Origin of the sequence: Sphingobium sp. SA916, from assembly GCF_002894065.1 — a bacterium.
Taxonomy (GTDB): domain Bacteria; phylum Pseudomonadota; class Alphaproteobacteria; order Sphingomonadales; family Sphingomonadaceae; genus Sphingobium; species Sphingobium fuliginis.
Genome location: NZ_LXYF01000096.1, coordinates 17704 through 43624 on the forward strand (window position 1 = coordinate 17704; position 25921 = coordinate 43624).

General features: G+C 66.8%; 20 protein-coding genes. 9 read left to right on the forward strand and 11 right to left on the reverse strand.

Annotated elements, in window-relative coordinates:
- The 8 genes from A8G00_RS23220 to A8G00_RS23255 form a co-directional block, all read right to left on the reverse strand.
- The gene (locus A8G00_RS23220; RefSeq protein WP_103001811.1) at positions 1–1296 is read right to left on the reverse strand and encodes a hypothetical protein; all 1296 of its coding nucleotides are present in this window, start codon (positions 1294–1296) and stop codon (positions 1–3) included.
- Position 1297: 1 nt separating this feature from the next.
- Entirely contained in the window at positions 1298–1708 is a 411-nt protein-coding gene (locus tag A8G00_RS23225; protein WP_025547692.1) for a multidrug efflux SMR transporter, read from the reverse strand.
- 21 nt (positions 1709–1729) lie between these two features.
- Entirely contained in the window at positions 1730–3181 is a 1452-nt protein-coding gene (locus A8G00_RS23230; RefSeq protein WP_103001812.1) for a UbiA family prenyltransferase, read from the reverse strand.
- 112 nt (positions 3182–3293) lie between these two features.
- On the reverse strand, positions 3294–3701 hold the full coding sequence (locus tag A8G00_RS23235) for a cytochrome c (RefSeq protein ID WP_061936013.1): 408 nt from the start codon (positions 3699–3701) through the stop codon (positions 3294–3296).
- A complete protein-coding gene (locus A8G00_RS23240) occupies positions 3698–5284 on the reverse strand; it encodes a flavin monoamine oxidase family protein (RefSeq protein WP_103001813.1) in 1587 nt (528 codons plus the stop codon). Before A8G00_RS23240 ends, A8G00_RS23235 begins: the two co-directional genes overlap by 4 nt.
- Before the next feature lie 28 nt (positions 5285–5312).
- Positions 5313–5816, reverse strand: coding sequence for a RidA family protein (locus tag A8G00_RS23245; protein WP_103001866.1), 504 nt, complete (start codon positions 5814–5816; stop codon positions 5313–5315).
- An 84-nt stretch (positions 5817–5900) separates the two neighbouring features.
- Positions 5901–8849 carry an amidohydrolase family protein gene (locus tag A8G00_RS23250; RefSeq protein ID WP_103001814.1) on the reverse strand — a complete coding sequence of 983 codons (2949 nt, stop codon included), beginning with the start codon at positions 8847–8849 and terminating at the stop codon, positions 5901–5903.
- 12 nt (positions 8850–8861) lie between these two features.
- Positions 8862–10736, reverse strand: coding sequence for a gamma-glutamyltransferase family protein (locus A8G00_RS23255; protein WP_103001815.1), 1875 nt, complete (start codon positions 10734–10736; stop codon positions 8862–8864).
- A 452-nt stretch (positions 10737–11188) separates the two neighbouring features.
- Between A8G00_RS23255 and A8G00_RS23260 the strand changes: the two genes are divergently transcribed.
- Both A8G00_RS23260 and A8G00_RS23265 read left to right on the forward strand, forming a co-directional pair.
- Positions 11189–14311 (forward strand): TonB-dependent receptor, encoded by a 3123-nt coding sequence (locus tag A8G00_RS23260; RefSeq protein ID WP_171009941.1) that lies wholly within the window; start codon positions 11189–11191, stop codon positions 14309–14311.
- Between the two features lie 74 nt (positions 14312–14385).
- Positions 14386–16263, forward strand: coding sequence for a gamma-glutamyltransferase family protein (locus tag A8G00_RS23265; protein ID WP_103001816.1), 1878 nt, complete (start codon positions 14386–14388; stop codon positions 16261–16263).
- A gap of 16 nt (positions 16264–16279) precedes the next feature.
- On the opposite strand, the gene A8G00_RS23270 is transcribed toward A8G00_RS23265, so the two are convergent.
- From A8G00_RS23270 to A8G00_RS23280, 3 genes are read right to left on the reverse strand one after another with little or no spacing between them, the layout of a single operon-like run.
- Entirely contained in the window at positions 16280–16486 is a 207-nt protein-coding gene (locus tag A8G00_RS23270) for a DUF2945 domain-containing protein (RefSeq protein WP_103001867.1), read from the reverse strand.
- Positions 16486–16626, reverse strand: a complete 141-nt coding sequence (locus A8G00_RS23275; RefSeq protein ID WP_238320155.1) for a hypothetical protein — start codon at positions 16624–16626, stop codon at positions 16486–16488. The genes A8G00_RS23270 and A8G00_RS23275 overlap by 1 nt, the downstream gene beginning before the upstream one ends.
- A 16-nt stretch (positions 16627–16642) precedes the next feature.
- Entirely contained in the window at positions 16643–16963 is a 321-nt protein-coding gene (locus tag A8G00_RS23280; RefSeq protein WP_103001868.1) for a DUF2171 domain-containing protein, read from the reverse strand.
- 301 nt (positions 16964–17264) lie between these two features.
- Here A8G00_RS23280 and A8G00_RS23285 point away from each other — a divergent pair, with 301 nt between their 5' ends.
- From A8G00_RS23285 to A8G00_RS23315, 7 genes are all read left to right on the forward strand, one after another.
- On the forward strand, positions 17265–18188 hold the full coding sequence (locus A8G00_RS23285; RefSeq protein ID WP_025547710.1) for a LysR family transcriptional regulator: 924 nt from the start codon (positions 17265–17267) through the stop codon (positions 18186–18188).
- Positions 18189–18308: 120 nt separating this feature from the next.
- Entirely contained in the window at positions 18309–20273 is a 1965-nt protein-coding gene (locus tag A8G00_RS23290) for a methyl-accepting chemotaxis protein (RefSeq protein ID WP_103001817.1), read from the forward strand.
- The gene (locus A8G00_RS23295; protein ID WP_103001818.1) at positions 20270–21676 is read left to right on the forward strand and encodes a chemotaxis protein CheW; all 1407 of its coding nucleotides are present in this window, start codon (positions 20270–20272) and stop codon (positions 21674–21676) included. The genes A8G00_RS23290 and A8G00_RS23295 overlap by 4 nt, the downstream gene beginning before the upstream one ends.
- Complete coding sequence (gene cheB / locus A8G00_RS23300) at positions 21673–22818, forward strand: chemotaxis-specific protein-glutamate methyltransferase CheB (RefSeq protein ID WP_103001819.1); 1146 nt, start codon at positions 21673–21675, stop codon at positions 22816–22818. The genes A8G00_RS23295 and cheB overlap by 4 nt, the downstream gene beginning before the upstream one ends.
- Positions 22815–23651: a protein-glutamate O-methyltransferase CheR gene (locus tag A8G00_RS23305; RefSeq protein WP_103001820.1), complete on the forward strand. Its 837-nt coding sequence runs from the start codon at positions 22815–22817 to the stop codon at positions 23649–23651. Before cheB ends, A8G00_RS23305 begins: the two co-directional genes overlap by 4 nt.
- Entirely contained in the window at positions 23651–25600 is a 1950-nt protein-coding gene (locus A8G00_RS23310) for a chemotaxis protein CheA (protein ID WP_103001821.1), read from the forward strand. The genes A8G00_RS23305 and A8G00_RS23310 overlap by 1 nt, the downstream gene beginning before the upstream one ends.
- The gene (locus tag A8G00_RS23315) at positions 25597–25842 is read left to right on the forward strand and encodes a hypothetical protein (RefSeq protein ID WP_103001822.1); all 246 of its coding nucleotides are present in this window, start codon (positions 25597–25599) and stop codon (positions 25840–25842) included. The genes A8G00_RS23310 and A8G00_RS23315 overlap by 4 nt, the downstream gene beginning before the upstream one ends.
- Positions 25843–25921: the final 79 nt, after the last annotated feature.

Sequence of the window (25921 nt, forward strand, 5' to 3'; positions counted from 1 at the left end):
TCAGATGCCGGATGCGCGGCCATGCTGCTTGTCCAGGGCAATCTGGTTGGAAAGCTTCGCCGCGGTCAGAAACTGCCGCTCATTATGGATAGAACCGACGGCGATGAAGAGGATCAGCGCGCCGACGACTGCCTTGCGATAGGGGGAGAACCATCCCAGCGCCGCGAAAGCCAGCGCGGCCACCGCGATGTCCGCCGCGTAGAGGAAGGTGATTTCCCCATAGACGCTGTGGAAGAGGATCTTCGAAGCCAGGAACAGACCCAGCGCCAGGCCGATGGGCCGCCTCTGCCGGTCGGCCAGCGTTCCCGCGACGCCTCCGGCCAGCAGGACCAGCCAGGCGGCGGCGGCGATGCCGCCCGCGACGCCCCACTGGCCGAGCGGCGCGAACTGGTTGGTCACGACCGTCGAGGAGCCGATCTCCGTCTGCATGTCGGCCCGCTGCGGCGATGGCACGACGCCCGGCATCAGCAGGGCGTTGCGCGCGCTGATGGACGGGTGCCATGCCATGCCGGCGGCGTGCATCTTCGGTCCGGCATAGGTCTTTTCCTTGACGATGATGCGCGGGTCGAGCCAGAAGGCGGCGCGGTGCAACAGCTTCATCTGGACCGCCGATACCGCCGACACCAGCAGGAAGGCGCCCCCGCTGACCAGCAGGAACTGGCGGAACGGCAGGCGGAAGAAGGCGGCCGCCAGCCCCAGGCCCCAATTGGTGATCAGCATCGCAACGCTTGCCGCCGAAGCGACGATCCAGCCGGCGCGGGGCAGGCTCCGCATCGAACAGGTGAAGATCAGCATCAGCACGATGCCGGTCGCGCTGAATGCATAGGTTTCGATAAAGGCATACCAGTGGAGGAAACCGGCGCTGGCGAGCAATGCGAGGGTGAAGCCGGCGGCCGCCGCGGGGGCAAGGCCCATCAGCCGCATCGCCACATGGAAGCCCCCCGCGCTGACCGCGGCGGCGAGCATCAGCAGCAGGCCGATCGCCTGCATCGGCGGCAGGCCCAGCAAGGCCAGCGCCTTAACCGATGACAATGCGGTTATGGAAAAGAGCGGATGGGCGACAGTGCGGTTCTGGTACGGGCTCCAGCGCTCCGTCATGTTGGAGATGACGCGGGGCGGATCGGCCTGGAAATAGATGTTGAACGTGTCATAGACCTGCGGCGACAGCGCCTTGCCGTTGAACAGGCAGATCGCCATGGCCGTCATGCTGAGCAGGATGACCAGCATCAGGTCGACGCGGCCGACGCCGATCGGCCAGATGCGGCGGGCGGGCGCGCCAAGCGCGGTCGCGGCCATCTCAGCTCAGCCCCGTCACGAGCACGCCCGCCACGATCAGCCCGATGCCCCCGAGACGCGCCGGCGAAATCGCCTCCCCCAACAGCCAGAAGCCGCAAATGGCGGTGACCACGATGCCGAGCGCGACGCAGGGATAGGCCTGCGACAGGTTCATGCGGGACAGGACCATCAGCCACGCCCCGGCGCTGAGGCCGAACATCGCCATACCGACGATCACCAGGGGGGTGGTCGCGATGGTGGTCGCGATCTCGATCGCCGATCCGCGCGCCAGCGCGTTCTGCACCGGGACGCCGTTCATGCCGATCTTCATCAGCACCTGCGATCCGGAGGACAGCAGCACGCAGGTCAGGACCAGAAGCGGCCACAGCAGGCCGGCGGCCGCGCGATGTTCAGCCAGGGCTTGGGCAGGCAAGGTTTTCCTCCGGGGATGGGATCAGTGCGCCGCGAACATGATGAGCAGGACCAGGCAGACCATGCCCGAACTCATGCGGTCGCGCAGGGCGAAGACGACCGGATCGTCGTGGATCAGGCGGCGATGCGCCAGCATCAGCATCCGCCCCACCCAATAGAGCATGATCGGGCAGATGATCCACAACAGGTCGGGATGGCGATAGGAGCCGTTGACGGCCGGCGAGGTGAAATAAAGCGCCAGCACGGTGATGGAGACATAAGCGGAAGCCACCGCCATCGACATCACCATGGTCATGTCGCTGACCTTGTAATTGCGGTTGCTGGCGTCGCCCAGATCGGCGTCCTTGCGCTTGGCGAGTTCGGTGTAGCGCTTGATCAGCGCCAGGCTGGTGAAGAACATGACGGCGAAGGCGAGCAGCCAGTCGGACATGACGATCCCCGTCGCCGCGCTGCCGCCGATCACCCGCACGGCGTAGAGCAGGGATAGCGCCAGGACATCGATCAGGAATTTCCGCTTGAGCACGAAGCTGTAGGCGCTGGTAAGCGCGAAATAGCCGAACAGCACGCCCAGCAGCGGCAGCGACACCATCGCCCCCGTCAGCAGGCCGAGAGTCAGCAGCAGGCCCGACACGATCAGCGACGCCCCGATCGGCAATTGCCCACTGGCGAGCGGACGGCCGCGCTTGCTGGGGTGCCGCCGGTCGGCATGCAGGTCGACGATGTCGTTGACGATATAGATGGACGACGCGATCAGGGAGAAGGCGACGAAGGCGCAGAGGCTTTGCAGCAGGGCCAGCCGGGTGATCTCATTGCCGATCAGCGGCGGCACGAAGACCAGCGCATTCTTCACATATTGGTGGACGCGCAACTGACGCAGCCAGAGCCCGGGGCTGGCCCCTTCCTCCGCCAGGGCCTTGAGCGGGCGGCCCCTGCGCTGCATATGGCGGAAGGCGGCAGTGGGCGCGCGCACGGCATAGCCTTGCGCGGCATGCTCCCAGACCGGCACGTCGACCATGGCATTGCCGATATAGTCGAAGCCGCCCTCCCCGAATTCCGCGACCAGCCGGTCCCGCTTGGCCCTGCCCGACAGGTTGGTCGTCCCGTCGGACGCGAACCAGCCGTCGAACAGGCAGAGATGATCCGCGATCTGCGACACCAGCCGGGCGTCGGCCGCCGAGGCGAGGTAGGTCGGCCGTCCCTCCGCCCGCGCCGCGCGGATCAGGGAGAGCACCTGATCGTCATAGGGCAGATAATGGGGATCGAAATCGGGGCTGTCCGCCAGTTCCGCCTTGATCGCCGCCTTGTTCCATCCCGTGCGCAGAAAGGACGAAAAGATGGTGCGGGGTCTGTCGTTGAAGGCCGAGATCAGGCACTCGACCAGCAAGTCCCCCTTGATCAGCGTGCCGTCCAGATCGACGACAAGCGGACGGCATTGGGTATTCACCTGCGGCTTCGACTGGACAGCGACTTGCATGGCTTCCCCTTCACTTCATCCAAACCGATTAGATGTGAGGCGAGGAAGGGAATCAATTAAGGGGAAATTGCTAAGGGTTTTCGCGGTGCGCGGGAAGGAACAGCCTTTCCTGTCACTCCGCGCTTCGGCCGGGTTTGGCGATGCGTTTTACGTCCGCTTCCGTGACGGGTTGGGGATAGGCGTTGCCGAAATGGGTCCGCACATAGGTGATGACCGCCGCCACCTGCGCTGGCGAGAGCATGTCGCTCATCGGCGGCATGGCGCCCTTGCCCTTCGTCACGATGGTGACCGGATAGGCGGGATCGGCCAGCTTCCTGTTCTTCGCCAGAGCCGGAATGGCGCCGCCGCCGCTGCCCATGGCATTGGGCATGTGGCAGGCGGCGCAGATCTGCCTGTAGACCTTCTCCCCATCCACCGCCTTGTTCTTCGCCTGCACGCCGCCGGGCGTGTCGGCATGGCCCGGCGCGGCGAGAAGGGCCAATAGCGGCGGGACGAGGATCAGGGCGCGGCGCGGGCTCATGCCGCCTGCGTCCGCTGGTGGATGCGCGCGATCGCGTCGAGGCCGGAGAGCAGCGATCCTTCCATCCAGCCACCATAATAGCTGGCATGTTCGCCCGCCAGCACCACGCGCCCGTCAATGGCGACCAGATTCTGGTAATGCGCCTCCCGGTTCTCCTCGCTCCAGCGCGAGGTGCATCCCAATATCCAGGGCACGCGGCTCCAGGGCACGGAAACGCCGTTCAGGAATTCCTTGCGATATTGCGGATGGAAGATTTCGCCCTGCGCCAGCGCCGCCTCTATCCGATCCTGCGGGGTCATGCCGGTCAGTTCGAACGCACCCGCATCGCGGGCGAAGGCGCCCAGCAGCACCGCCGGTCCCGGCGCGAAGAAGCGGTCGTTGGGATAGGATAGCTGGGCGATGGGCTGGTCGGTGAAGCTGTGACCGCCATAGATATTGTCGTCCTCTTCCCAGAAGCGGCGCTTGAATTCCAGACCCATCTTGAGCTGGCCGGCATAGGGCACCGCCTTCATCGCCGCCGCCAGTTTCGGGCCCACCTGCATCTCGACCTGGCTGATGATCGACAGCGGGATGGTGCACACGCACCAGTCGGCGCTGACGCTGTTCACCTTGCCACTCGGCACGTCCCTGTAGCTGACGGTCACGCCCTTGCCGTTCTGGGCGACCTTCATAACCTTTGCGTTATAGGTGATGAGCTTGCCGACTCTGGCGGCGAAGGCCTTGCCGATCATGTCCATGCCGCCCACCGGCTGGAACATCGTCGTCTGCATCACATAGTTGAAATAGAAGCTCATCGCCGTCCAGACCTGCGGGTCGAGCACGTCGCCCAGCTTCGCGATCTGCGAGGGCGTGGGAGCACCGCCGACACCGCCGCCGGGCGGGCGGTCATAGCCCCGCTGGGCGGAGACGGCCACGCTGCTGGTATAGGCCATATTGTCGTCGAGCACGCCCCAATGACGGAGCGCCTCCAGCAACTTCTCCTTGTCCTCCGCGCTCACGCTGCCGTCCAGCGCCTTGGCGTTCGCGGCCTTCGCCAGCAGTTCCGATGTGTGGCCCCGGAAATCGGTCGCCACCGCCTTGTAGCGCTGCGGCTTGCCGTTAAAGGCTTCGCTGGAATGGATGAAGCCATTGTGATTGAGCTGGATGAACGGCTCCAGCGCCACCCCGAACTGCCGGCAATAATGCAGCAGGCAATTATGATGATGCGGGATGCGCCAGGGGCCGGGATTGATGTAGTTGCCCTGCGCGAACTGCACCTTCTGCACGGTGCCGTCGCTTTCGGTGAAGGTGTCGCCGCCGCGCAGCGTATAGTTGCGGCCGCCCGGGCGATCCTGAAACTCCAGGACTTTGACCTGATAGCCCGCCTTTTCCAGTTCATAGGCGGCGACCATGCCGGCCAGGCCCGCGCCCAGCACGACGACCGACGCGCCCGGCTTCGCGCCGGAGAGAACGGGGGGACCGTCGAACTGGGTTTCGGCGGCATGGCCCAGCGCGGTCATCGCCTGGTACATGGCCGCCGCGCCACCCGCCTTGCCGATCAGGCCCAGAAGCTGGCGGCGGCTCGGCTGCATGCTATTCTCCATAATACCCCCTGTGCGCGGCGGCGGAAGTTCAGTTGCCCCTGGCAGCGATCGCCTCGATCTCGATCAATTGCTGCGGCCGGGCGAGACCCGCGATCTGGAAGGCCGAGCGCGTCGGCAGGTTGGGCTGCTCCGCCGTGCCGAAGAATTTCCTGTAGGCCCGCGTCATGCCGTCGCGGTCCATCTTACCGCCCAGCTTGGGGTCTCCCACCAGGAAGACGGTCAGCTTGACCACATCGCCCATGGTAAGGCCCATTTCCGCAAGCTGCGCCTTCATCCTGGTGAAGATCGACATTGCCTGCGCCTCGGTATCGCCAAAGGCGCCGGGGCTTTCCGTATCCTTGGGGTCGATGGGCGCGCCGGTCGCGCCGGAGAGGAAATAGAGCGTGCTGCCGGGCGGGACCACGGCGGCGCTGGCGATCATCGCGCCGGGGGCCTGTTTATGCTCCACCGGCGCGGCATGGGCCGTCGATGACAAGGAAGCGGCGGCCACGATGCCGACAAGAGAAAGCCTGAACGCCGACGGATTTGCCATGAACGCCCCCATTCCCATATTGCTGATGCCTGTATCCCGATGAACGAAGCGGGAAGGAAAATCCGCCATGCCTATGTTGCGGTATCATTGCCCGCCGGAAACAAGTTCTGCGACGTCATAATATTTTCCGTTGGCGATCACCTTCCTCACATTGAAGGTGTTCGCGATATTCTCCCGCGGATCGCCCGCGAGGAGGGTAATGTCCGCCAGCTTGCCAGCCTCCAGCGTCCCTGCGTCCAGGTTGAGCGACTTGGCCGAATTGACCGTCGCCGTCTGCAAGGCCTGAAAGGGCGTCAGCCCCGCATCCACATAGGAGGAAAGCTCCGCATGCAGGTTGGTCGCGATCATCGTGTCGGTGCCCGCCGCGACCAGCGTGCCGGCATCGAACATCTTCTTCAGGCTTGTCAGGCTGCCCGCCATCATCGGCCGCAACAGCGCCGCCATCGGATCGCTTTCCGTCACCGTCTTGCGCGCCCAGACCGGATAGAGGTTGATGCGCGGATCGTCGCGATAGGACGGGTTCTTCTCCAGATAATTGGTCAGGGCGCCGAAATTGGTGGGTGTCAGCGTCCGGCCGCTCCTGCCGAAAAGCTGGATCACATCTTCATAGGCCATGCCCATCGGCCCCTGCTTGGGCGAATAGCCGCGGCGGCTGGTGGCACCCAGATGCTCGGTCGCGTCGACGCCTGTATAGGCGGCGGGGAAGATTTCATGGCCGGTGACCGGCACGCCCATCTGGTGCGCCGCCTCCACGATGCGCCGCTGGTAGATGTCGGGCATGCGGACATAGCTTTTCAATATGTCATATTTCAGGATGCGGGCGCGCTCCAGCTCCCGCTCCAGATGAGCCGGGCCGGAAACGGCGACGCCCATCTTGTAATAGACGCGCTGCCATTCGAACAGCGGCCCGTTGACATAGAGGCGCGGGCTGATGCGCACGCCCGCTTCGGCTGCCTCCCGGTCCTCTATCGCGTCATAGACCTGATTGCCGGGATCGCGCACGGTGGTGATGCCATAGGCGAGCCATGCGCGTTCCAGATTGGAGCCGAAATCCTTTTGCAGATGGGCGTGATGCTCGATCAGGCCGGGAATAGCGGTGAGGCCGGTGCCGTCGACGAAGCGGTCCGCCTGATGCAGCGCCGGATCATGATCGCGGATCGCGGCGATGCGGTTGCCCTCGATCACGATGTCCTTGTCATGCTGGGTCTCGTCGCGGATGGAGTCGACCAGATTGCTGACGTGGATCACCATCCGCCCGGTCGGATTGGCGAGGCGGTAGCTGAGGTCGACCGGAATCTCCCGGATCACGCCGGTTTCGGTATCGATCGCCTTCAGCTTGTCCGACGACTGGTAGAGGATGGTGCGGCTGTCGGCAGTCCAGGTCGGGAAATAGGAGATTTCGGAGGTGTAGCTGCGCGGCGGGCCCATCGGCTTGCCGTCGGCGGCGACGGGCCAGATCTTGAGCAGCCCTTCGTAGATCGCCGCCATCTTCGTGCCGTCCGGCGACCAGGCGGGACCGCCGCCGCCCCGCGTGTCGGTTCCGGCATTGTCCTGCGGCACCTGCCAGAAGGGCTCGCCCTTGCCATCGGCGGGGATGACGTAGATCTGGTTGGTGCCCTCACGGAAGCTGTTGGAATATTTATAGGAGAGCGCGATGGCGACATATTTGCCGTCCGCCGACCAGGTGGGGCTGCCCGGCTGGCCGAGCGAGGCCTGAAGCCGCGTCACCTTCCCGCTCGCCACGTCGACGACGCAGACGCCCGCGACGCCCCAGCGCCCGTCGACATCGAGGAAGGCGATGCGCCCGCCGTCATGGGACCAGGCGGCACCCAAAGGCTGGGTATCCATGTCGGTGAGCTTGCGGTCCTTGCCCGTCCTGAGATCGCGTATCCACAGTTGCGGCAGGCCGCCGCCCTTGTCGGAGGTATAGACGATGCTTTGCCCGTCAGGCGACCATGCGGGATCGGCGTCCAGCGCGGCGTCCCTGGTGAGGTTCTCCGGCACGCCGCCCTTGGAGGACAGGAGGTAGAGATCGCCGAGCGCCACGAAGGCGATGCGGCTGCCGTCGGGCGAGATGGTGGGATGGACGATGCCCAGCGCCTTGCGCGGCGCGGTGGAATCCCAGTCGCGCTTCGCCCGCGCATAGCTGGGCTTCACCACCTCCAGCGTGGCGGCGAAATCGACGGTGGAGAGGCGCCCGCCGCTCCGGTGCCTGATCTTGCCGTCCGAGACGTAATAATAGCCGCCCTTCCCCCAGCTTATGCGGAAGGGAAAGACATTCTCGGTCCCGCTGACGGCCTTGCCATCGACCTCCAGATGGCTACCCTTCGCGTCCTGCACCACATAGGCGAGTTCGCGGCCGGGGCCGAAGGAGGGCGCATCCACCCTGCCCTCGACCTGCTTGAGCAGGCTTTCCCTGCCGTCCGCCAGCGTCGTTGCGTAGAGCGCCGTCTTGCCGCCGTCGATCCCGGCATAGGCGATCCTCGCGCCGTCGGGCGACCAGCTCGGCATCCGGTCCTCGCGCGGACTGCTGCTGATCTGCTTCACCGCCCCGCTGGCGACGTCCAGCGTCCAGATGTCGTAATTGCCGCTGCGGTCGGAGGAGAAGGCGATGGTCTTCCCATCGGGCGACCAGGCCGGTTCGCGATCATCCCACGCGCCCAGCGTCAGCTTGCGCATGTCGCTGCCGTCGGGCTTGATCGTCCAGAGATCGTAGCCGCCGTCGCGATAGGCGAAATAGGCGAGGCGCGATCCGTCGGGCGACCAGACCGGCTGGCGCGCATCGTTGAAATAGTCGGTGATGCGCTTCGCCTTGCCGCCCTTGGCGGGGATGATCCAGAGGCTGCCCTGAAGATCGACCGCCAGCCATTTGCCGTCCGGCGAGACGGAGACGGCCATGGAGGTGCCCTCATGCACGTCGAAGGCGATGGGCTTTTCCCCACCCGGCGGGGGCAGGTTGGCGGGCTGGGCATAGGCCGGCACGGCGCAGGCCGACAGCAGGGTAATGGACAGATATTTCAGGGGAGACTTCATCGATCGGTCCTCTTACCAGCCGAAGACATAGCGTTCGCGGCGCACGTCCGCCCCGCCGCGCAGGGTGCCGCTGCCGGGCACGACGCCAGCGGCGACGATGCCGGTGGAGACGGCGAAGGGCCCCAGCACGTCGAGCTTGTGCCCGCGGGCGGCCAGATCGTCGCGCACCGCCTGCGGCACGCGATTCTCGATCTCCAGCACGCCTGGCTCATCCTTCTTGATCGCGAAGGAGGCGTGGAAATGGTTGCTGTTGATGCGCGGCGCCTCGATCGCGGCCTGGAGCGGCTGGTCGAAGGCCAGTACCCGCAACAGCACATTCATGATCTGCTGATCCTGATTGTCGCCGCCGGGCGTGCCGATGGCCAGATAGGGCGCGCCGTCCTTCAGCACCATGGAGGGGGAGAGTGTCGTGCGCGGACGCTTGCCGGGGACGAGCACATTGGGGCTTTCGGGGTCGAGGTCGAAGACGGTCAAGCGGTTGCTCATCGGCACGCCAGTGTCGCCCGCGATATAGGCCCCGCCCAGCAACCAGCCCGAACTGGGCGTGGCGCTGAACAGATTGCCGTCCTTGTCGACCACTTCGATGGCGGTGGTGTCGGCGGTCGGGCGCGGCGGGGCCTTCAGCATATGCGGCGTGAAGGCGGGCGTGGTGCGAGCCTTGCCTTCGAACGCCCAGGGATCGCCATAGCGATGTTCCATCGACGCTTTCTGCCCGATCTGCTTCGCGCGCTCTGCGGCATAGGCCTTGGACAAGAGGCCCTTCATCGGCACGGTCGCGAAATCCGGGTCCCCGAAATAGGCGTTGCGGTCGTCGAAGGCGAGCTTGATCGATTCCGCGACGATGTGGAGATAGGGCGCGGACCCCGGCTCCATCGACGCGATGCCCGCCGCCTCCGCAATGTTGAGCGCCATCAGCATGGCCGGGCCCTGGCTCCAGAAACCGCCCTTATAGACTTCATAGCCGAAGACGCTGGTCATCGTCGGGGTTTCGACCTTGCCCTTATAGGCGGCGAGGTCTTCATAGCGCATCAGTCCGCCGTCGCGCTCCATCGCCGCGCCGATCCGCCGGGCGACGTCCCCCTTGTAGAAGGCGTCGCGCCCGGCCTGGATCGCGGCCTTGCGGTCCTTCGTCTTCTTATAGGCTGCCCGGTCCGCTTCCGCGATGATGCGAATGGTTTTCGCCAGATTGGGCTGGCGGAAGATTTCGCCCACTTTCGGCAATGCCCCACCCGGATAATAGGTGTCATAGGCATCCTTCCACTTGGACGTCGCCTTCTTCTGGCTGGCGAAGACTTCGGCCAGGAAGTTATACATGACGAAACCGTCGGCCAGTTCGATGGCGGGTTGCAGCACCTGATCGAGCGTCATCGTGCCGTTTAGCTGCAAGGCCAGGGCCATGGCGTCGACCATGGCGGGGACGGTGCCGCCATTGGGACCGTTGCCGGGAATGACGCCCGCCCTGGCGAATTTGTCCGGCGTGGCGAGCATGGGCGCGACGCCCTGCCCGTTCACCAGCGAGACCTTCTTTGCCTTCGCGTCGTAGATGATGGTCGGTGCTTCGCCGCCGAAGCCGAAATGCGAAATCTCCGTCACGGCGGCCGCGAACACCGCCGCGACGCCCGCGTCCGTCGCATTGCCGCCCGCCATCAGCATGCGCGTCCCCGCCGCCACCGCATAATGACGCCCGGCGGCGACGATGCCGAAATTGCCGACGATCTCCGGCCGCAGCGTTTCGCCGGCGCTCACTAGCCGGGTCGGCTCCAGCGGCGCCCTGGCGGCGGGCGCCGCGTCCTGCGCGGAGGCTCCCGTCTGGGCCAGGGCGACGCCCCCCACAGCCAATGCCGCGAAGTCGCGACGGCTCAAACCCTGCCCTGCAGTATCGGTCATGAACGAAGATCCCCTGTAATCGGCATAGTCAGCGCTACCCGAGGGAAAGCAGGCATCTGCCTTGCCGGTCCTTTCCCTGTAACGAGAATGATCCCGCTTTCCACTATGCTTCAGGAAATTTCATGGAATTTTAAAAATATTCATCCGGCCATGGCGGAAATCATGTTCTGATCAGTTCTACTCTCCCGAACGGATGCGATAGTGGGCGTTTCGTCCGTCAATGCATGCTGCCGGCGTGGGGCCGGAAACAACATGGTCCACAGGGGATGATGCCGGAACTCCAGCTATCGGGGGATCCGCGAATGCACAGTCTGGGCCAATTCCCAATATATAAGAACAACCGCCTGTCGTGCACGGGATTCATCGGCGCGCACCTGCCCGATAGCTGAACCGCGCAAAGCCCGTCCGCCGAAGGGATCGGCGGACGGGCTTCATCACAGGGGAACAGCAAGATGAGGGTGAGTAGGAACAGCATTTCGACGCTGGCGGGAGCCAGCCTTTGGGCATTGACGGCAGGGGCGCTTCACGCGCAGACAGCAGCCGACACCGCTCCGCAGGACAGCGGAGCAGACGCCGAGATCGTCGTCATCGGCACCCAGATCAGGGGCGCGAACACGACCGGCGCGCTGCCCGTCAGCGTGGTGGGCGAACAGCAGATCGAAGCGGTGGCCGCAGTGTCCGGCGCCGATCTTTTCCGGTCCATCCCGCAATTGGGCGGCGTGACCTTCAACGAACAGGTGCTGGGCGGCGGCAATGCGAACGCGGCGCGCGGCGACGTTTCCACCGTATCGTTGCGCGGCCTGGGCCAGGGCAACACGCTGCTGCTGATCAACGGCCGCCGCACCGTGCTGCACCCCACGTCACAGGCCATCACCGGCGTCATCGATTCCGGCGTCCCGACTTTCGGCTATAACGCCAACACCATTCCCGTCGGCAACATAGCGCGCGTCGAAGTGCTGCGCGACGGCGCGGCGGCTCTCTACGGTTCGGATGCTGTTGCCGGCGTCGTCAACAATGTCCTCAATTCCGATTTCAACGGCGCCAAGTTCGACGCGCAATATGGCGGAGCCGAAGGTACCAATCTTCGCGAGTTCACCGTCAACGGCCTGATCGGCAAGGATTTCAGCGAAGGACGCGGCAACATCACCCTGTTCGCCGGCTATGCGCAGAAGTCGAAGCTTTATCTCAGCGATCAGGACTATACCGCCAATGTCGACCGGCGCGGCTATGTCGCGGGCACCAGCTTCGCCGGCGTCTCCGCGTTCAACGGCACCAGCACCAGCACGCCCTGGGGCACGTTCCGCGCGCTCAGCCCCGCCGCCAACGGCACCTTCCTCAACCGGACGATCACCAGCAACGGCGTCGCCTTCACCAACAGTTCCAGCCAGTTCCACATCCAACCGAGCACCAACAGCGGATGCCGCATCCCATCGGGCACCACCGGCACATGCTATGATGACGGCAACGGCGCGACGGAAATGGCGAACGTCGATTCCAACCTGCGCTTCAATTCGCCCGCGACGTTCGACGACCTCACCACCCAGCCTTCGGTCAAGCGCATCAACCTGTTCGCCAACGGGCATTTCGACCTGACCGACAACCTGACCCTCTATGGCGAAGCGGGCTTCTATCGCGGCAAGACGGAAGCGATCATCGGTGCGCCGGGTTCGCTGGCGAACATCCCGATCACCGTCGCCGCCAACGCCTATTGGAATCCGCTTGGGCCCATCGGTTCCCCCAACCGCCTGCCCGGGCTCAGCACCGCCGTCGTTCCCGCGACGGGCCTGCCCGTCCAGATCACGTCCCTCAGCTATGTCGACGTCGGGTCGCGCAGCGTGGAGGTGACCAATTATCAATATCGCTTCCTGGGTGGCCTGAAGGGCAATATCGGCAATTGGGACTGGGATACGGCCGGCCTCTATACATGGGCCACCGCCGCGGATACGCAGGAGAACTTCTCCAACACTTTGCTGCAGGCCGCGATCAACCGCACGACGCCCGACGCCTACAACCCCTTCAACGGCGGTTGCGTCGACGCGCCGTCCATCGGCGACTGCACGCCCAACAGCGACGCGACCATCGACAGCTTCCGCATCAAGGCGACGCGCAAGACACGCACGTCGCTGGCCCTGTGGGACTTCAAGATCTCCAACGCCCATCTGCTGGGCCTGTGGGCGGACAACAGCATCGGCATCGCGGCAGGCGTCGAATATCGCCGCGAAACCTACCATGACAATCGTTCCCCCTATCAGGGCGGCATTCGCGGGGTCGACACCACCTATACCGATGCCGTCACCGGCATCTTCTACGGTTCCGACCTGGGCGGGGCCAGTCCCAGCCCCGACGTGCGCGGCAAGCGCAATGTGAAGTCCGCCTATGCGGAACTCGCCATCCCGATCTTCAGTCCGGAAATGGAGGTTCCCTTCTTCCGCAGCCTCGATTTCCAGATCGCCGGACGTTATGAAGACTATAGCGACGTCGGATCGGTCGCGAAGCCGAAGATCGCGGGAAGCTGGGAACTGCTTCAGGGCATGCGGTTGCGCGGTTCCTGGTCGCAGGGCTTCCGCGCCCCGAACCTTGAGGTGATCAATACCTCCACGCTGGACCGCGTGAACACCGGCATCGACTATGTGCTCTGCGAAGCGGACCTGCGCGCCGGGCGGATTGCCAACTTCTCCCAGTGCAACCGCAGCATCTCCGTCCTGCGGCGCAGCGGCGGCAATCCCAATCTGAAGCCGGAGGAATCGGAAAGCTGGAGCTTTGGCGCGGTCATTTCCCCGCCGCTGGGCGACGGCTGGGGCAAGGTGACGTTCACCGTCGACCGCTGGCGCATCAAGCAGAAGAATGTGGTCGGCCTGCTCGACTATCAGAACGGCCTCAACCTCGATTATCTGCGGCGCGTGCAGGGCAGCAGCAATCCCAATGTCGTGCGCCGCGATCCGACCGCAGACGACGTGGCGCTGGTGGCGGGCACCGGGCTCGCCCCGGTGGGCGAGCTTCTCTATGTGGTCGCCAATTTCGAGAACCTGCTGCCGGTGACGGTGCAGGGCATCGACTTCAACCTCGACTATCTGCTGCCGACCGCATCGATCGGCACCTTCTCCCTCAACGTCAACGCATCGCGCCTGATCAGCTATTATGTCGATGCTCCGGCAGGGGTGACGGCGGTGATCGACGGGCGCTCCGCGGGTCTGGTCAATGCGGGCGTGCCGATCCAGGGCGGGGGCGACGTGGTGGGCCGCGACGGCCAGCCGCGTTGGCGGATCGCGGCGACGCTCGACTGGACGCTGGGGCCGGTCAAGATCGGCGCATACACGCAGTTCATCGACAGCGTATATGAGAATGCGGTACGCGATGGCTCGACCAATCCCTGGATCGTGAAGGGACAGACGACCGTCAATCTCTATGCCCAATATACGTTCAAAAATGGCGGGCCGCTCAACGACACGAGCATCCAGATCGGCGCGCGCAACATCTTCGACAAGGACCCGCCATTGGCGTCGGGCGGCTATCTGTCGAACCTCTACCAGCCGCAGGCGCGCTACTGGTACACCAGCATCAAGAAATCCTTCTGATGCGGCGGGATGCGGCGCCATGCTCCCGGCGCCGCATCCCCTTTTCCCTTGCCCCCAGGATCGAAGGTTGACCCATGTCCGCTCCCGATAAGCCCCGGCGCCCGGAAGCGCTCGACCGTCGAGAATTGCTGGCCGCCGGGCTTGCGGGACTGGCGCTCGCGGGCCTTCCATCCGCCGCCCGCGCGCAATCGGGCGCCCGTGCCCCCGATGCGCCCCGCTCCGGCGGAACGAGCGTCGCAGCGCACCGTGTCGAAGTGCCGATGCCGCATGGCGGCGTCACCGCCGGTCATCCGCTGGCCGCCATGGCTGGAACCCGCATGCTGATGCAGGGCGGCAGCGCGGCCGACGCGGTGGTGGCCGCCATGGCGGTGATGAATGTCGTCGAACCCTGGGCATCGAGCGCGGGCGGCAACGGCTTCGCCACCTGCCTCGACCGCAAGGCGGGCAAGGTCCACTCGCTCGCCTTCACCGGCGGCGCGCCGCGCCTGCTCGACCCGCAGGTCGATCCCAAGGCGCTGGACCATGGCCCGAAGGCGTTGACGGTGCCCGGAGCCTTTGGCGGCTGGATCGCGCTTGCCCGGCGATTCGGCAGGTTGCCGCTCGCCACATTGCTGGAGCCGGCGATCGGCTATGCCCGCGACGGCCACCCGCTCGACCCGTCCATCGCCCTGTTCATCGGCCGTGCGCAAAAGACGCTGAGCCTCTATCCGACCAGCGCCGCCCTGTTCCTGCCGGATGGACAGCCGCCTGCGGCCCGCTCGATCTTCCGCAATCCCAATCTCGCCCGCACGCTGCAAGCGCTGGCCGATGCCGAGACGAAGGCGCTGAAGGGCGGCGCGGACCGGGATCGTGCCCTGCAAGCCGCCTATGACTATTTCTACTCAGGCCCCATCGCGCAGGAATTTGCGCGCTTTTCGACCGAAACCGGCGGCTGGCTGCGACTCGACGATCTCAAGGCCTATCAGCCGCGCTGGAGCGATCCGGTCAGCACCCATTATCGCGGGCTGGACGTCTATAGCAGTCCGCTGACCTCCCGCACCGGGCTGGAACTGTGCGAGCAGCTCAATCTGGTGGAGGGTTTCGACCTGGCCGCCCTGCCCGCCGAGGGGCCGCAACTCACTCATCTGCTGATCGAGGCAATCAAGGTCGCCAAGGCGGACGTCTATCGCTACGCGGCCGATCCCCGCTTCGCCCAGACGCCGGTCGAGGGCCTGCTCTCCAAGCGTTTCGCGGCGGAACGGCGCAGCCTGATCGATCCGGCCAGGGCGGGCATCTATCCGGAGGGGGGCGATGCCGCCGCCTTCGACCGGGCGGCGCTGGAACAGGCGCGGCCGCGCTTCGCGGCGCGGGGCGACGACCGCACGCGAGGGGGCGACACGACCAGCCTGTCCGCCGTCGACGCGGACGGCAACGCCATCGCCGTCACGACCACCATTGGCGGCGGCTTCGGCACTTTTCTGGTGATGGGCGATACGGGCATCCTCTTCAACAACGGGTTGAGGCTGGGGTCCACCGCACCCTATGACGGGCACCCGAACAAGGTCGCGCCCGGCAGGATCGCGCTTTTGGGCAACGGCCCCACCATCGTTCTGGACAAGGGCCGGCTGCACCTGGTGTTCGGATCGCCCGGCGGCGAAACGATCGGCCAGACACAATTCCAGTTCCTGGTGAACATGGTCGATCGCGGCATGCCGATCCAGGCAGCCATAGAGGCGCCGCGCTTCGCGCTCGATGCCGATCCGAATTTCTACAGACCCGGCGCCGCGATCACCGTGCAGGCGGAGGGCCGCTTTGCCGATCCGGTGCTGCAAGGGCTGACCGCCATGGGCCACCGGATCGAGAAGGTCGGCCCCTATGCGATCGGCAGCGTCCAGGGCATAGCAGTCGATCCATCGGGCGCGCGCATGGGCGGGGCGGACCCCCGCCGCATCGGCTATGCGGTCGGTTATTGAGGCGACCGCGAGGCGCTTACCGCTTCCTGAGGGCATCGGGCTTGTGCGCAGCCCGCTTGCCCTCGTCCGTTTCCACTATGAATTCGGGATTGCCCGGCGTGGCGGCCACCTTGTGGCCCTTGATCCGCGTGGTTTCGGTGACCTTCTTCACCACCTTGCCATGGGCTTGTCCGCCATGGCTTTTCCACGTCACGGGATCGCCTTTCTTGAGGGTGCTCGACATCATGCGCCTCCCGGATCGACGGAGAAGGCGATCTTGCGCCGATCCATTTCCTCGACCACGGCCTGAAGGAAGGGGGACAGATTCTCCGTCTCCTTGTCCGAGGCCGTTTCCCAGCTGTCGATCAGTTCCTCATCGGTCATGTTCCCGACCTCGGCCCTATGATCGCTTTGCGCATCCGCAGCCATGACGATACTCCGTTCTATGGCCCGGCCAGTTGCCGTCGTCCATGATCGCTTCGCCGCCTTCCTCCTCCTCCAGGAGAACCGCTGCGGAACCCGAGGCCGAAAGCCGGACCTGATTCCCTTCCACCGCGGCGACCAGCCCGCCGGCAATGAAATGATGATGGTCCCCGTGCGATCCGCTGTCGGCCTTGACCATCTTGATCCGGTCGCCTTCCACCTTGTCGACCGTGCCGATGTGCACGCCGTCGGCGCCGATGATGTCCATATGTTCCTTGATTGCGCTCAGCTCTGCCATGTCCGTCTCCTTCTTCCGCCCTGAACGCATGGAGCCGCGCGAGAGATGCGCCGGGCGGCGCCGACTGGCGCGCCGGAGCCACGACTTCACGCAAAACCGCCCCTCTGCCCAGATGGGGCCGGCACCGGGCCGCATGCCTTCGGCGCGGCCGATCGACGACGAAAGTATCATCCCGGTCCCGATGCGGACATTGCGGCGAATCTCCTGAAAGCTTACGGTTTCAGGCAAGGCCGTCTGCCCGGCCGTCGGCGGTTCAAGGATCGACGCGGCCGGAAAGTCATACTCCGGAGGTATCATCATGTTGGACATGCGCCTTCTGCGCTACTTCGTGGCCGTGGCGGACGAGGGCAATTTCAACCGCGCGGCGGAACGGCTGCACATTGCGCAGCCGCCGCTGTCGCGCGCGATCCAGCAGCTGGAGGCGCATGTCGGCGCGCCCCTGCTGGACCGCGCCAGCCGTCCGCTGCGGCTGACCGGCGTGGGGCGCCTGCTGCATGCGCAGGCGGTGCAGGTGCTGAGCCGCATGGAAGATGTGGAGGCGATGGTGAAGGCGGCGGCGACCAGCCGGCGGCGGCGGCTGGTGATCGGCTTCGTCGCCTCGACCATCTATGCGCGGCTGCCCGAATTGATCCGCGCGTTCCGCAAGGTCGCCGACAATGTCGAACTGGTCATGGTGGAAAGCACCACGCTGGACCAGATCGCCGCGCTGAAGGAAGGGCGGATCGATGTCGGGTTCGGCCGCATCCGGTTCGAGGATCCGGGCGTGCGCCGCATCATCCTGCGCGATGAAAAGCTGGTCGCCGCCTTTCCGATCGACCATCCCCTGGCAAGCGGCGAAGGGCCGATTTCGCTGCGCGAACTGGCGGACGAACCGCAGATCGTCTATCCCCGCGCGCCGCGCCCCAGCTATGCCGATCAAGTGATTTCCCTGTTCCGCGACCAGGCGATTGAGCCGCGCATCGTCCATGAAGCGCGCGAGCTTCAGATCGCCATCGGCCTCGTCGCGGCGGAGGAAGGCATGGCGATCGTTCCCGAATCGGTCCGGCGGGCGCGCAGCCACGACGTCGCCTTTCGCGAACTGGCCGAACCCGCCACGTCCCCCATCATCTTGAGCCATCGTCCCGGCGACCGCTCCCCCGAACTCGCGCTGATGACATCGGTCGTCGCCCGCAAATATGCGGAGTGGGGCTATGACGTGCCCGCCGCGCTGAGCGAGGAATCCTGAGCGGGCTGCGCGAAGCGGCGGTTCCGCCAGTCCACCCCTGCCATTTTTCACGGAGATATGGCGTGCGCCTTCCGCCTCGCTTATGCGGGTAGGAAATCGAAGCGAGGAAGAGAGTTACCCATGGCCCTGGTGAAAAAGGCTGCGCTCGGCAAGGCTGGCCGTGGCAGATCGGTCGCATCCTCTCCTGACGACAGGCCGGCAATGGACAAGTCCGTGGCACCCATCGGGTCCAGCCCGCCCAAACGGCTCCCTGCACGGCCGGGACGCAGGCGCAAGCCCCTGACCGCGGTCGAGCGGCTCGACCAGGCGACGCAGGAACTCGCCAGCGGGCTGGGGGAATCGGCGTCCGCCGCGGCCGAACTCCAGCGCAATGTCGAGCAGATGGCGAGCGGCGCGGAGGAGGCGGCCAGCGCCGCGCAGGAGTCGCTCGGCCTCGTCGGCCATCTGCGCGCCAATTTTCGGGAAGCGAGCATCCGCGCCGCCGCATCGCGCAGCCAGACCGAAAGGCTGGAGGCGTCGTTCAAGGAAATCTCCGAACAGATCGATGCTTCCGTCGCGGCGATAGAGTTGAACGCCCGCCGCCAGCTTGGCTCGGTCACGGTGATAGAGCAGTTGGAACTGGCCGCCGCCCGCATCGGCGCGGTGGGCGACGCCATGGGCGACCTGGCCGAACAGACCGGCATGCTGGCGCTGAACGCATCGATCGAGGCGACCCGCGCCGGGGACAGCGGCAGGGGCTTCGGCATCGTTGCCGACGAGGTTCGCGAACTGGCCGAAGCGTCGGAGGCCAGCGCGACCGACATCCGCGCGATTGCGACGGGCATCGTCGCGGAGGTCCGCGCGATTGCGGCGCGGGTCCGCGCGGCCAGCGAACGCGCCAGCGGGGAGGCGCGGAGCGGCAGCCATGTCAGCACAGCCCTGGAAGAAGCGCGGGACACCCTCGCCACCGTTCTGGACGGCGCGCAGGAGATCGCCGCCGCCGCCGTCCAGGCTGAGGTGGCCGCCACGGAATCGGAACGCGGGGCCGAGCAGGTCGCTAGCGCCGCGGAGGAACAGTCCGCCGCCGCGGCCGAGGCGCAGCAGGCGATAGAGCAGCAGGCCGCCTCGCTGGAGCAGAGCCAGCAGACGGCGGAAGCGCTGGCGGCGCTGAGCGGCGCGCTGGGGACGGAACGGGCCGGTTCGCAGGAGGTCGAGCAGATCGCCGTGGCCGCCGAACAATTATCCGCCACGGTGCAGGAGCTGTCGGGCGCATCCAGCCAGATCCAGATCGCCATCGAGCAGATTGCGCGCGGCGCACAGCTTCAAAGCGCCGCCACATTGCAGGCCAGCGCGGCCATGGGGCAGATCGAAACCAGCGCCACCATTGCAAAGGACAGGGCGGCCGGCGCGGTCGAAAGCCTGGACGGGCTGGTCGCGACGGTCGGGGAAGGAAGCGCGAAACTGACCGGCCTGATCGACGGCGTGGGCGCCGCCGTCGAAGACACGCGCGCCGTGCTGGACCTGCTCGGCAGGCTGAACGAAACGGCGCGGCGGGCGGAGAAGGTGGCCGACACGCTGGCGCTCGGCGCGCTCCAGACCAACATGCTGGGGGTGAGCGGCGCGGTGGAGGCGACCCGGTCCGGCGAAGCGGGCGAAGGCTTCACGACCGTCACGGCCGACATTCGGAAACTGGCGCGCAGCCTGGCCGCCAATGCCGAAGAAGGCAAGGATGTCGTGCGCGCCATCCAGGAAGGCATTCAGATCGCGCAGCGCACGCTCGACCAGATCGCCGCGGCGGGGGAGACGGAAACGACGCGCAACGAAGCGCTGCTTGCCCGCTTCGCCGGCATGGCGGCGGAGCTGAACGCGACCCGCGCCGACAATGGCGTGATCCTCGATGGCGCGGAGGCGATACAGCACGCCGCGCGAGAGGTGCGAAGCGGCTGCGAGCAGATCGCCAAGGCGGCCGAACTGGCGGCCGAAGCTGCGCGGGAGGCGGGCGCTGCCGCTCACCAGCAGGCGCAGAGCGCGGAAATGCTGGCTGCGGCCATTGAAGACATCGCCTCTCTCGCCGCCTCGCTCAACAGCGGAGAGTCCGGCGCATGACGGCGGGCGACCGGCTCGTCTTCCGTGCCGGTGACAGGCGCTATGCCGTGGCGGCGGGCCGCGTGCGCGAACTCGCCCGATTGCCGCGGCTGACGCCGGTTCCACTGGCGCCGCCGGGTCTGCTGGGGCTGGGCAATGTGCGGGGAGAGACGATCGCGGTGCTTTCCCCGGCCGCGATGACCGGCGGCGAAGCGCTGGGCGCGGCGCGCCATTTGCTGGTGCTGGGGGGCAGCGATCCCATCGCCCTGGCCATCGATGCGGTGGAAAGGTCCGACGGGGACGAGGCGGGCAGGATCGAGGATTTCCCCCTCGACCAATGGATCGCGCAGGCCTTTCCCCTGCGCGCGAGTGCGCGACGCGCCAGCGCAGGCGGGGCCATGGCACGACCTGTCCGGCACGCCATGCGGGACGACCGGCTGGCGCTGCTGCGCGTGGCGATAGGCGATCAGAGCTTCGCCCTGCCCCTGGAGGAGGTTGCGCAAGTGCTGCGCATGCCCCGCGACGTGGCGCTGCTCCCCGGCGCGGATGCAGCCGTGGTGGGGACGATCCGCTGGCGCGACCGGTCGCTGGGCGTGCTGTCGCTCGCGGCGCTGCTGGGCCTTTCCGGCGATGACGGGGTGGAGACGGACCGTGCCCGCCGCCGCATCGTCGTGGTGGCGCTCGGCGGGCAGAATCTGGGACTGCTGGTCGATCATGTCGAAGGACTTTTGCGCGTGTCGCCCGGGCGGATCGACAGCCTGCCCACCGCCCTGTTGCGGACGGAGGGCGAGGCGCGGATCAGCGCCATTTGCCGTCCCGAGGGCGGCGGCCGGCTGGTGTCGATCCTGGCGGTCGACGAACTGCTGCGTGATCCCGCCGCGCGCCTGCCGGTGACGAAGGATCAGCGAACCGACAAAGCCGCACCTGCATCCTCGCCCTCCAGCCAGCGGATGTCCCTGCTGCTCGTCCGCATCGGTCCCCATGACCTTGCCCTGCCGGTCGGGGCCATCGACAAGGTGATGGGGCCGCCGGAGCGGCTGACCACGCTGCCCGGTGCGCCGCCGTGGCTGGCGGGCCTGGCGGCGGCTGGCGGCGAACCGCTCGCGGTGGTCGATCAAGTCATGCGTCTGACGGGTTCCCCGGCCAGCGGAGCGCGGCGACGGCTGATCGTGCTGCGCACCGACGGCCGGCGCGTCGGCTTTCTGGTCGACGAAGCGCGCACCATCCTTGCCGTCGAACGCAGCATGCTCGTTCCCGCACCCCTTCCCGATGCGCTGGCCGATGGGATTTTCGGAGAGGTGCTGCACGCTTCGGACGGTGGCGGCAGAACGCTGCTCGTCGTCCAGCCGGCAGCGTTGCTTTCTTCAGCCGAGCAAGCCCTTATGGCCGAAATCGCCCGCCGCCAGCCGACGCCAGCGCCATGATCCGACTGCTGATCGTCGACGACAGCCCATTGATGCGGCAGCTTCTGACCGAAATCTTCGCCGAAGCCGGGGATTTCGAGACAGGCACGGCCCGCAACGCCGACGAAGCCCTGGCACAGCTCAGCGCGTTCCAGCCCGATGTCGTGACGCTGGACATTCACATGCCCGGAATGGACGGGCTCGCCTGCCTCGACCGCATCATGGTCGAGCGGCCGACACCGGTCGTCATGCTGTCCTCCCTCACCGAAGCCGGGGCGGACGAGACGCTGGAAGCGCTGGCGCTGGGCGCGGTCGATTTCATTCCCAAGCCGCGGGGACCGCTGTCGATCGAGATCGAAGGAATCGCGGCCACGCTTGTCGCCAAGGTCCGCGAGGCCGCCAGCGCCCGCATCCCGCGCAGCGCCCGGCTGACCGAGCGGGTCCGGCGGCGCGTCGCCGCCACGCGCCTTGCGGGCGGCTCCGCTGCTCCCGTCCGCCCGTCCATGCCCAGACAGGCCGCGACAGCCATTCCCCCCCGCAGGCGGCCCGCCCGCCTTCCTTCGCACGGGAAAGCCGAGGCGCTTTCAGGGATAGAGGCGGTGCTGGTGGGCGTCTCCACCGGTGGGCCGTCGGCGCTGGACGCGCTGCTCGGTCCGCTGCCTGCCGACTTCCCCTGGCCCATCGTCATCGCCCAGCACATGCCGTCCAGCTTCACCGGGCCGCTGGCCCGCCGCCTCGACCGGGGATGCGCCATCGCGGTGGAGGAGGTGCGGCAGCCCCGCCCCCTTCGCCCCGGCACCGCCTATATCGGGCGGGGAGACGCGGACCTGATCTTCTCCCGCCGGGATGGCGTGCCCCAGATACTGGCCGCCCCGATGCGGGCGGATCGGCTATGGCATCCCAGCGCGGACCGGCTGGTCGAAAGCGCGCGCGCGCTGTTCCCGCCACGGGCGCTGGTCGCCGTGCTGATGACAGGCATGGGGCATGACGGGGCGGAGGCGATGGCCGCCCTCCACCGCGACGGCGGCCATGTGCTGGCGCAGGACGAGGCAAGCTCGGTCGTCTGGGGCATGCCCGGCGCGCTCGTCGCGGCGGGCGGCGCCGATCTGGTCCTGCCGCTGGAAGAACTGGCGGCGCAGCTCCTCGCCTGGGCGCAGGGATGACGCAGGCGCCCGAAACGCTGCTTGCGGGATCGTCGCTGACGCGGCTGACGGCGCTGCTCTACCGCCTGACCGGCATGAAGTTCGACGAGAAGAAGCGCTTCTATCTCGAACGCCGGGTCGCGCACCGCATGGACCGGACCGCGACAACCGACATCGCCCGCTACCTCCTGCTGCTGGAGCGCGATGCGCACGAGCGGCAGATGCTGATCAACGCCGTCACCATCAACGAGACCTATTTCTTCCGGGAGGAGCATCAGCTCACCGCGCTGGCGGACGAGATCCTGCCCAGGATCGCCGCGGAAAAGCGGCCCGGCGACCTGATCCGCATCTGGTCCCTTCCCTGCTCGACCGGGGAGGAAGCCTATTCGATCGCGCTCTGGCTGCTGGAGCGATGGCCGCTGGTCGACGCCTATCATGTCGAGATCGTCGGGTCGGACATCGACACCCACGCGCTCGATGCCGCGCGGGACGGCCAATATGGGGCACGCGCGCTCGCCCGGCTGCCGGCGGACATGCTCGCGGCCTATTTCGAGCGCGAGCATCAGCACCGCCGACGGATCGTCCAGGACCTGCGCGAATCCGTGCTCTTCACCCAGGCGAACCTGAACGACGCGGCTTCGGTGGCGAGCCAGGGCCGCTTCGACATCGTGCTTTGCCGCAACCTGCTCATTTATTTCGACGACGAATCGCGCATCGCCGCCGCCCGGCATCTGCACGAGGCGCTTCTTCCCGGCGGCTATCTCCTGCTCGGCCATAGCGAATCCATGGCCCGGATCGACGAGCGCTTCGATCTGGTTCGCTTGCGCCAGGCAATCGTCTATCGTCGGTGCTGATGGACGAGCTGCTTCAACAGTTCCTGCTCGAAGGACGCGATCTGGTGGCGGATGCGCATGCCGCCCTGGTGGCGCTTGGCCGCGACGCACGGGATCGCCCGGCGCTCGACCGGCTGTTCCGCGCCACCCATACGCTCAAGGGGTCGGTCGCCCTGTTCGACATGGCGCCGGCGGAACGGCTGCTCCACGTCGCAGAGGCCCGACTCGAAGGCGCGAGGAAAGGCGACGGGGCGCTGGACGAAGCCATGCTCGACCTGTTGATGCAGGCGATCGACCAGACCGACCGCTGGATCGACGCCATGGAGGGCGCCGCTTCGCTGGACGCCGACGCCACCGGCCTTTCGGACCGCCTGATCGCCCTGATCGCAGGGGACGGGGAAACCGGTGAAGCTGACCTTCCCCTGCCTGTCTCACCCCGGGTCGCGGCTGATCAGGAGTGGATCGCCGCCCTGCGCAGCCGCGCCGAACTGGCCATGGTCGACCCCGGCCGAGCCAGAACGGCCTTCCGCTATACCCCCGATCCCGACTGCTTCTTCCGGGGCGAGGACCCGCTGTCCATGGTCGAGAATGTGCCGCAATTGCTGGGCATCGCCATATTGCCCGCCGGCGATGCCTGGCCGGACCTCGCCGCCTGCGAGCCGTTCCGCTGCATGGCCGCCATAGAGGGGTTGAGCGCCGCCGACGAAGCGCAGGTGCGCGCCGCGTTCCGGCTGGCGCCCGATCAGATTGCGGTCGCGCCGTTCAATCCGTCGCCAGCGGCAAGCGATTCTGCCCCCTATGCCACCGAACTTGCGGCCACGCTCAGGGTCGAGGCGGCCCGGCTCGACCGGCTGGCCGACCAGAGCGGCGAACTTGCCGTCGCGATCCGCGCGCTGCAACCGATAGCGGCCCGCCTGCGCGCCATCGATCCGCTGCTCGCCGCCGAACTCCGTGCCGCGGAGGACGAGATCGCCCGCGTCGCCGGACAGCTCCAGCGCTCGGTCGCGCAGGTGAGGCTGGTGTCGCTCGAACCCGTGCTGCGCCGCCTGCCGCGACTGGCGCGGGAGGCCGCGGCCATGGTGGACAAGGCGATCCGCTTCACCATCGAGGGGGAGACGGCGCAGGTCGACAAGCAACTGGCCGACCAGTTGTTCGAACCCCTGCTCCATCTGGTCCGCAACGCCGTCGACCACGGGCTGGAGCCGGCCGGGCAGAGGGTGGCCAGCGGGAAACCCGCCGAAGGGCGGATCGGGCTTGCCGTCCGGCAGGATGGCGGCCATATCTCCATCGTCCTGACCGATGACGGGCGCGGGATCGATCCGCAGGCGATGCGGGCGGCAGCCGTCGCCAAGGGCCTGATGAGCGGCGAGGCGGCGGCCGCGCTCAGCGACGCGGAAGCCTTGCATATCGTCTTCCTCCCCGGTTTTTCCACCGCCGAAAGCGCCACTATGCTGTCGGGCCGGGGCGTCGGCATGGACGCCGTGCGGGCGGCGGTCGAACGGCTGGCGGGGACCATCACGATCCAGAGCGATGTCGGCCGGGGCACGCGCATCACCCTGCGCCTGCCGGCCAATGCGATCACGACTCCGCTTCTGGTCGTCGCGGCGGGGAACCGTCAGCTCGGCGTCAGGCTGGACCAGATCGTTGAAACCGCGCGGGTCGACGCCAGCGCGGTCCAGCCGGTCGGTCAGGCGCATGCCTGCATATTGCGGGACAGGACCGTGCCCGTTCTGGACCTGGCGGCGCTGCTGGGGCTGGAACCCACGAGCGGCGCGCTTGCCCGGCTGGTGGTGACCGATGCCGGACCCTGCCGCACCGCGCTGCGCGTGGCTGCCTTTGGGGAGCGGTTCGACGCCGTCGTGCGCGAAAGCACGGGATTGCTGGCCGCCATGCCCGCCGTGGCGGGTACGGCGATGATGTCCGACGGCAGCGTGCTGCTGGTGCTGGACCTGCCGGAGCTGGTGGCATGAGCGTGGTCGTGGAGGAGGACCGGATCATCCTCTCTGGCGCTGCGACGGTGGAAGACGCCGAACCGCTGCTGGCCGCGCTGCTGGAGCATCCCCATCACAGGATCGACATCGCCGGGCTGGCGCGGGCGCATCTTGCCGTGGTGCAGTTGGTCCTCGCCGCCGGCCGGCCCGTCATCGGCCGGCCCGAAAGCCCGTTCCTGCGGGAAATCGCCTTTGCATCGCCAATGCGGATCGAGGTGTAACAATTTCATATCTGCGGTTGCGGTTCCTTTCTATAGAAGAAGCTGAAGGCCCGACCGGGTCGAGATTGAGTGGAGTCAT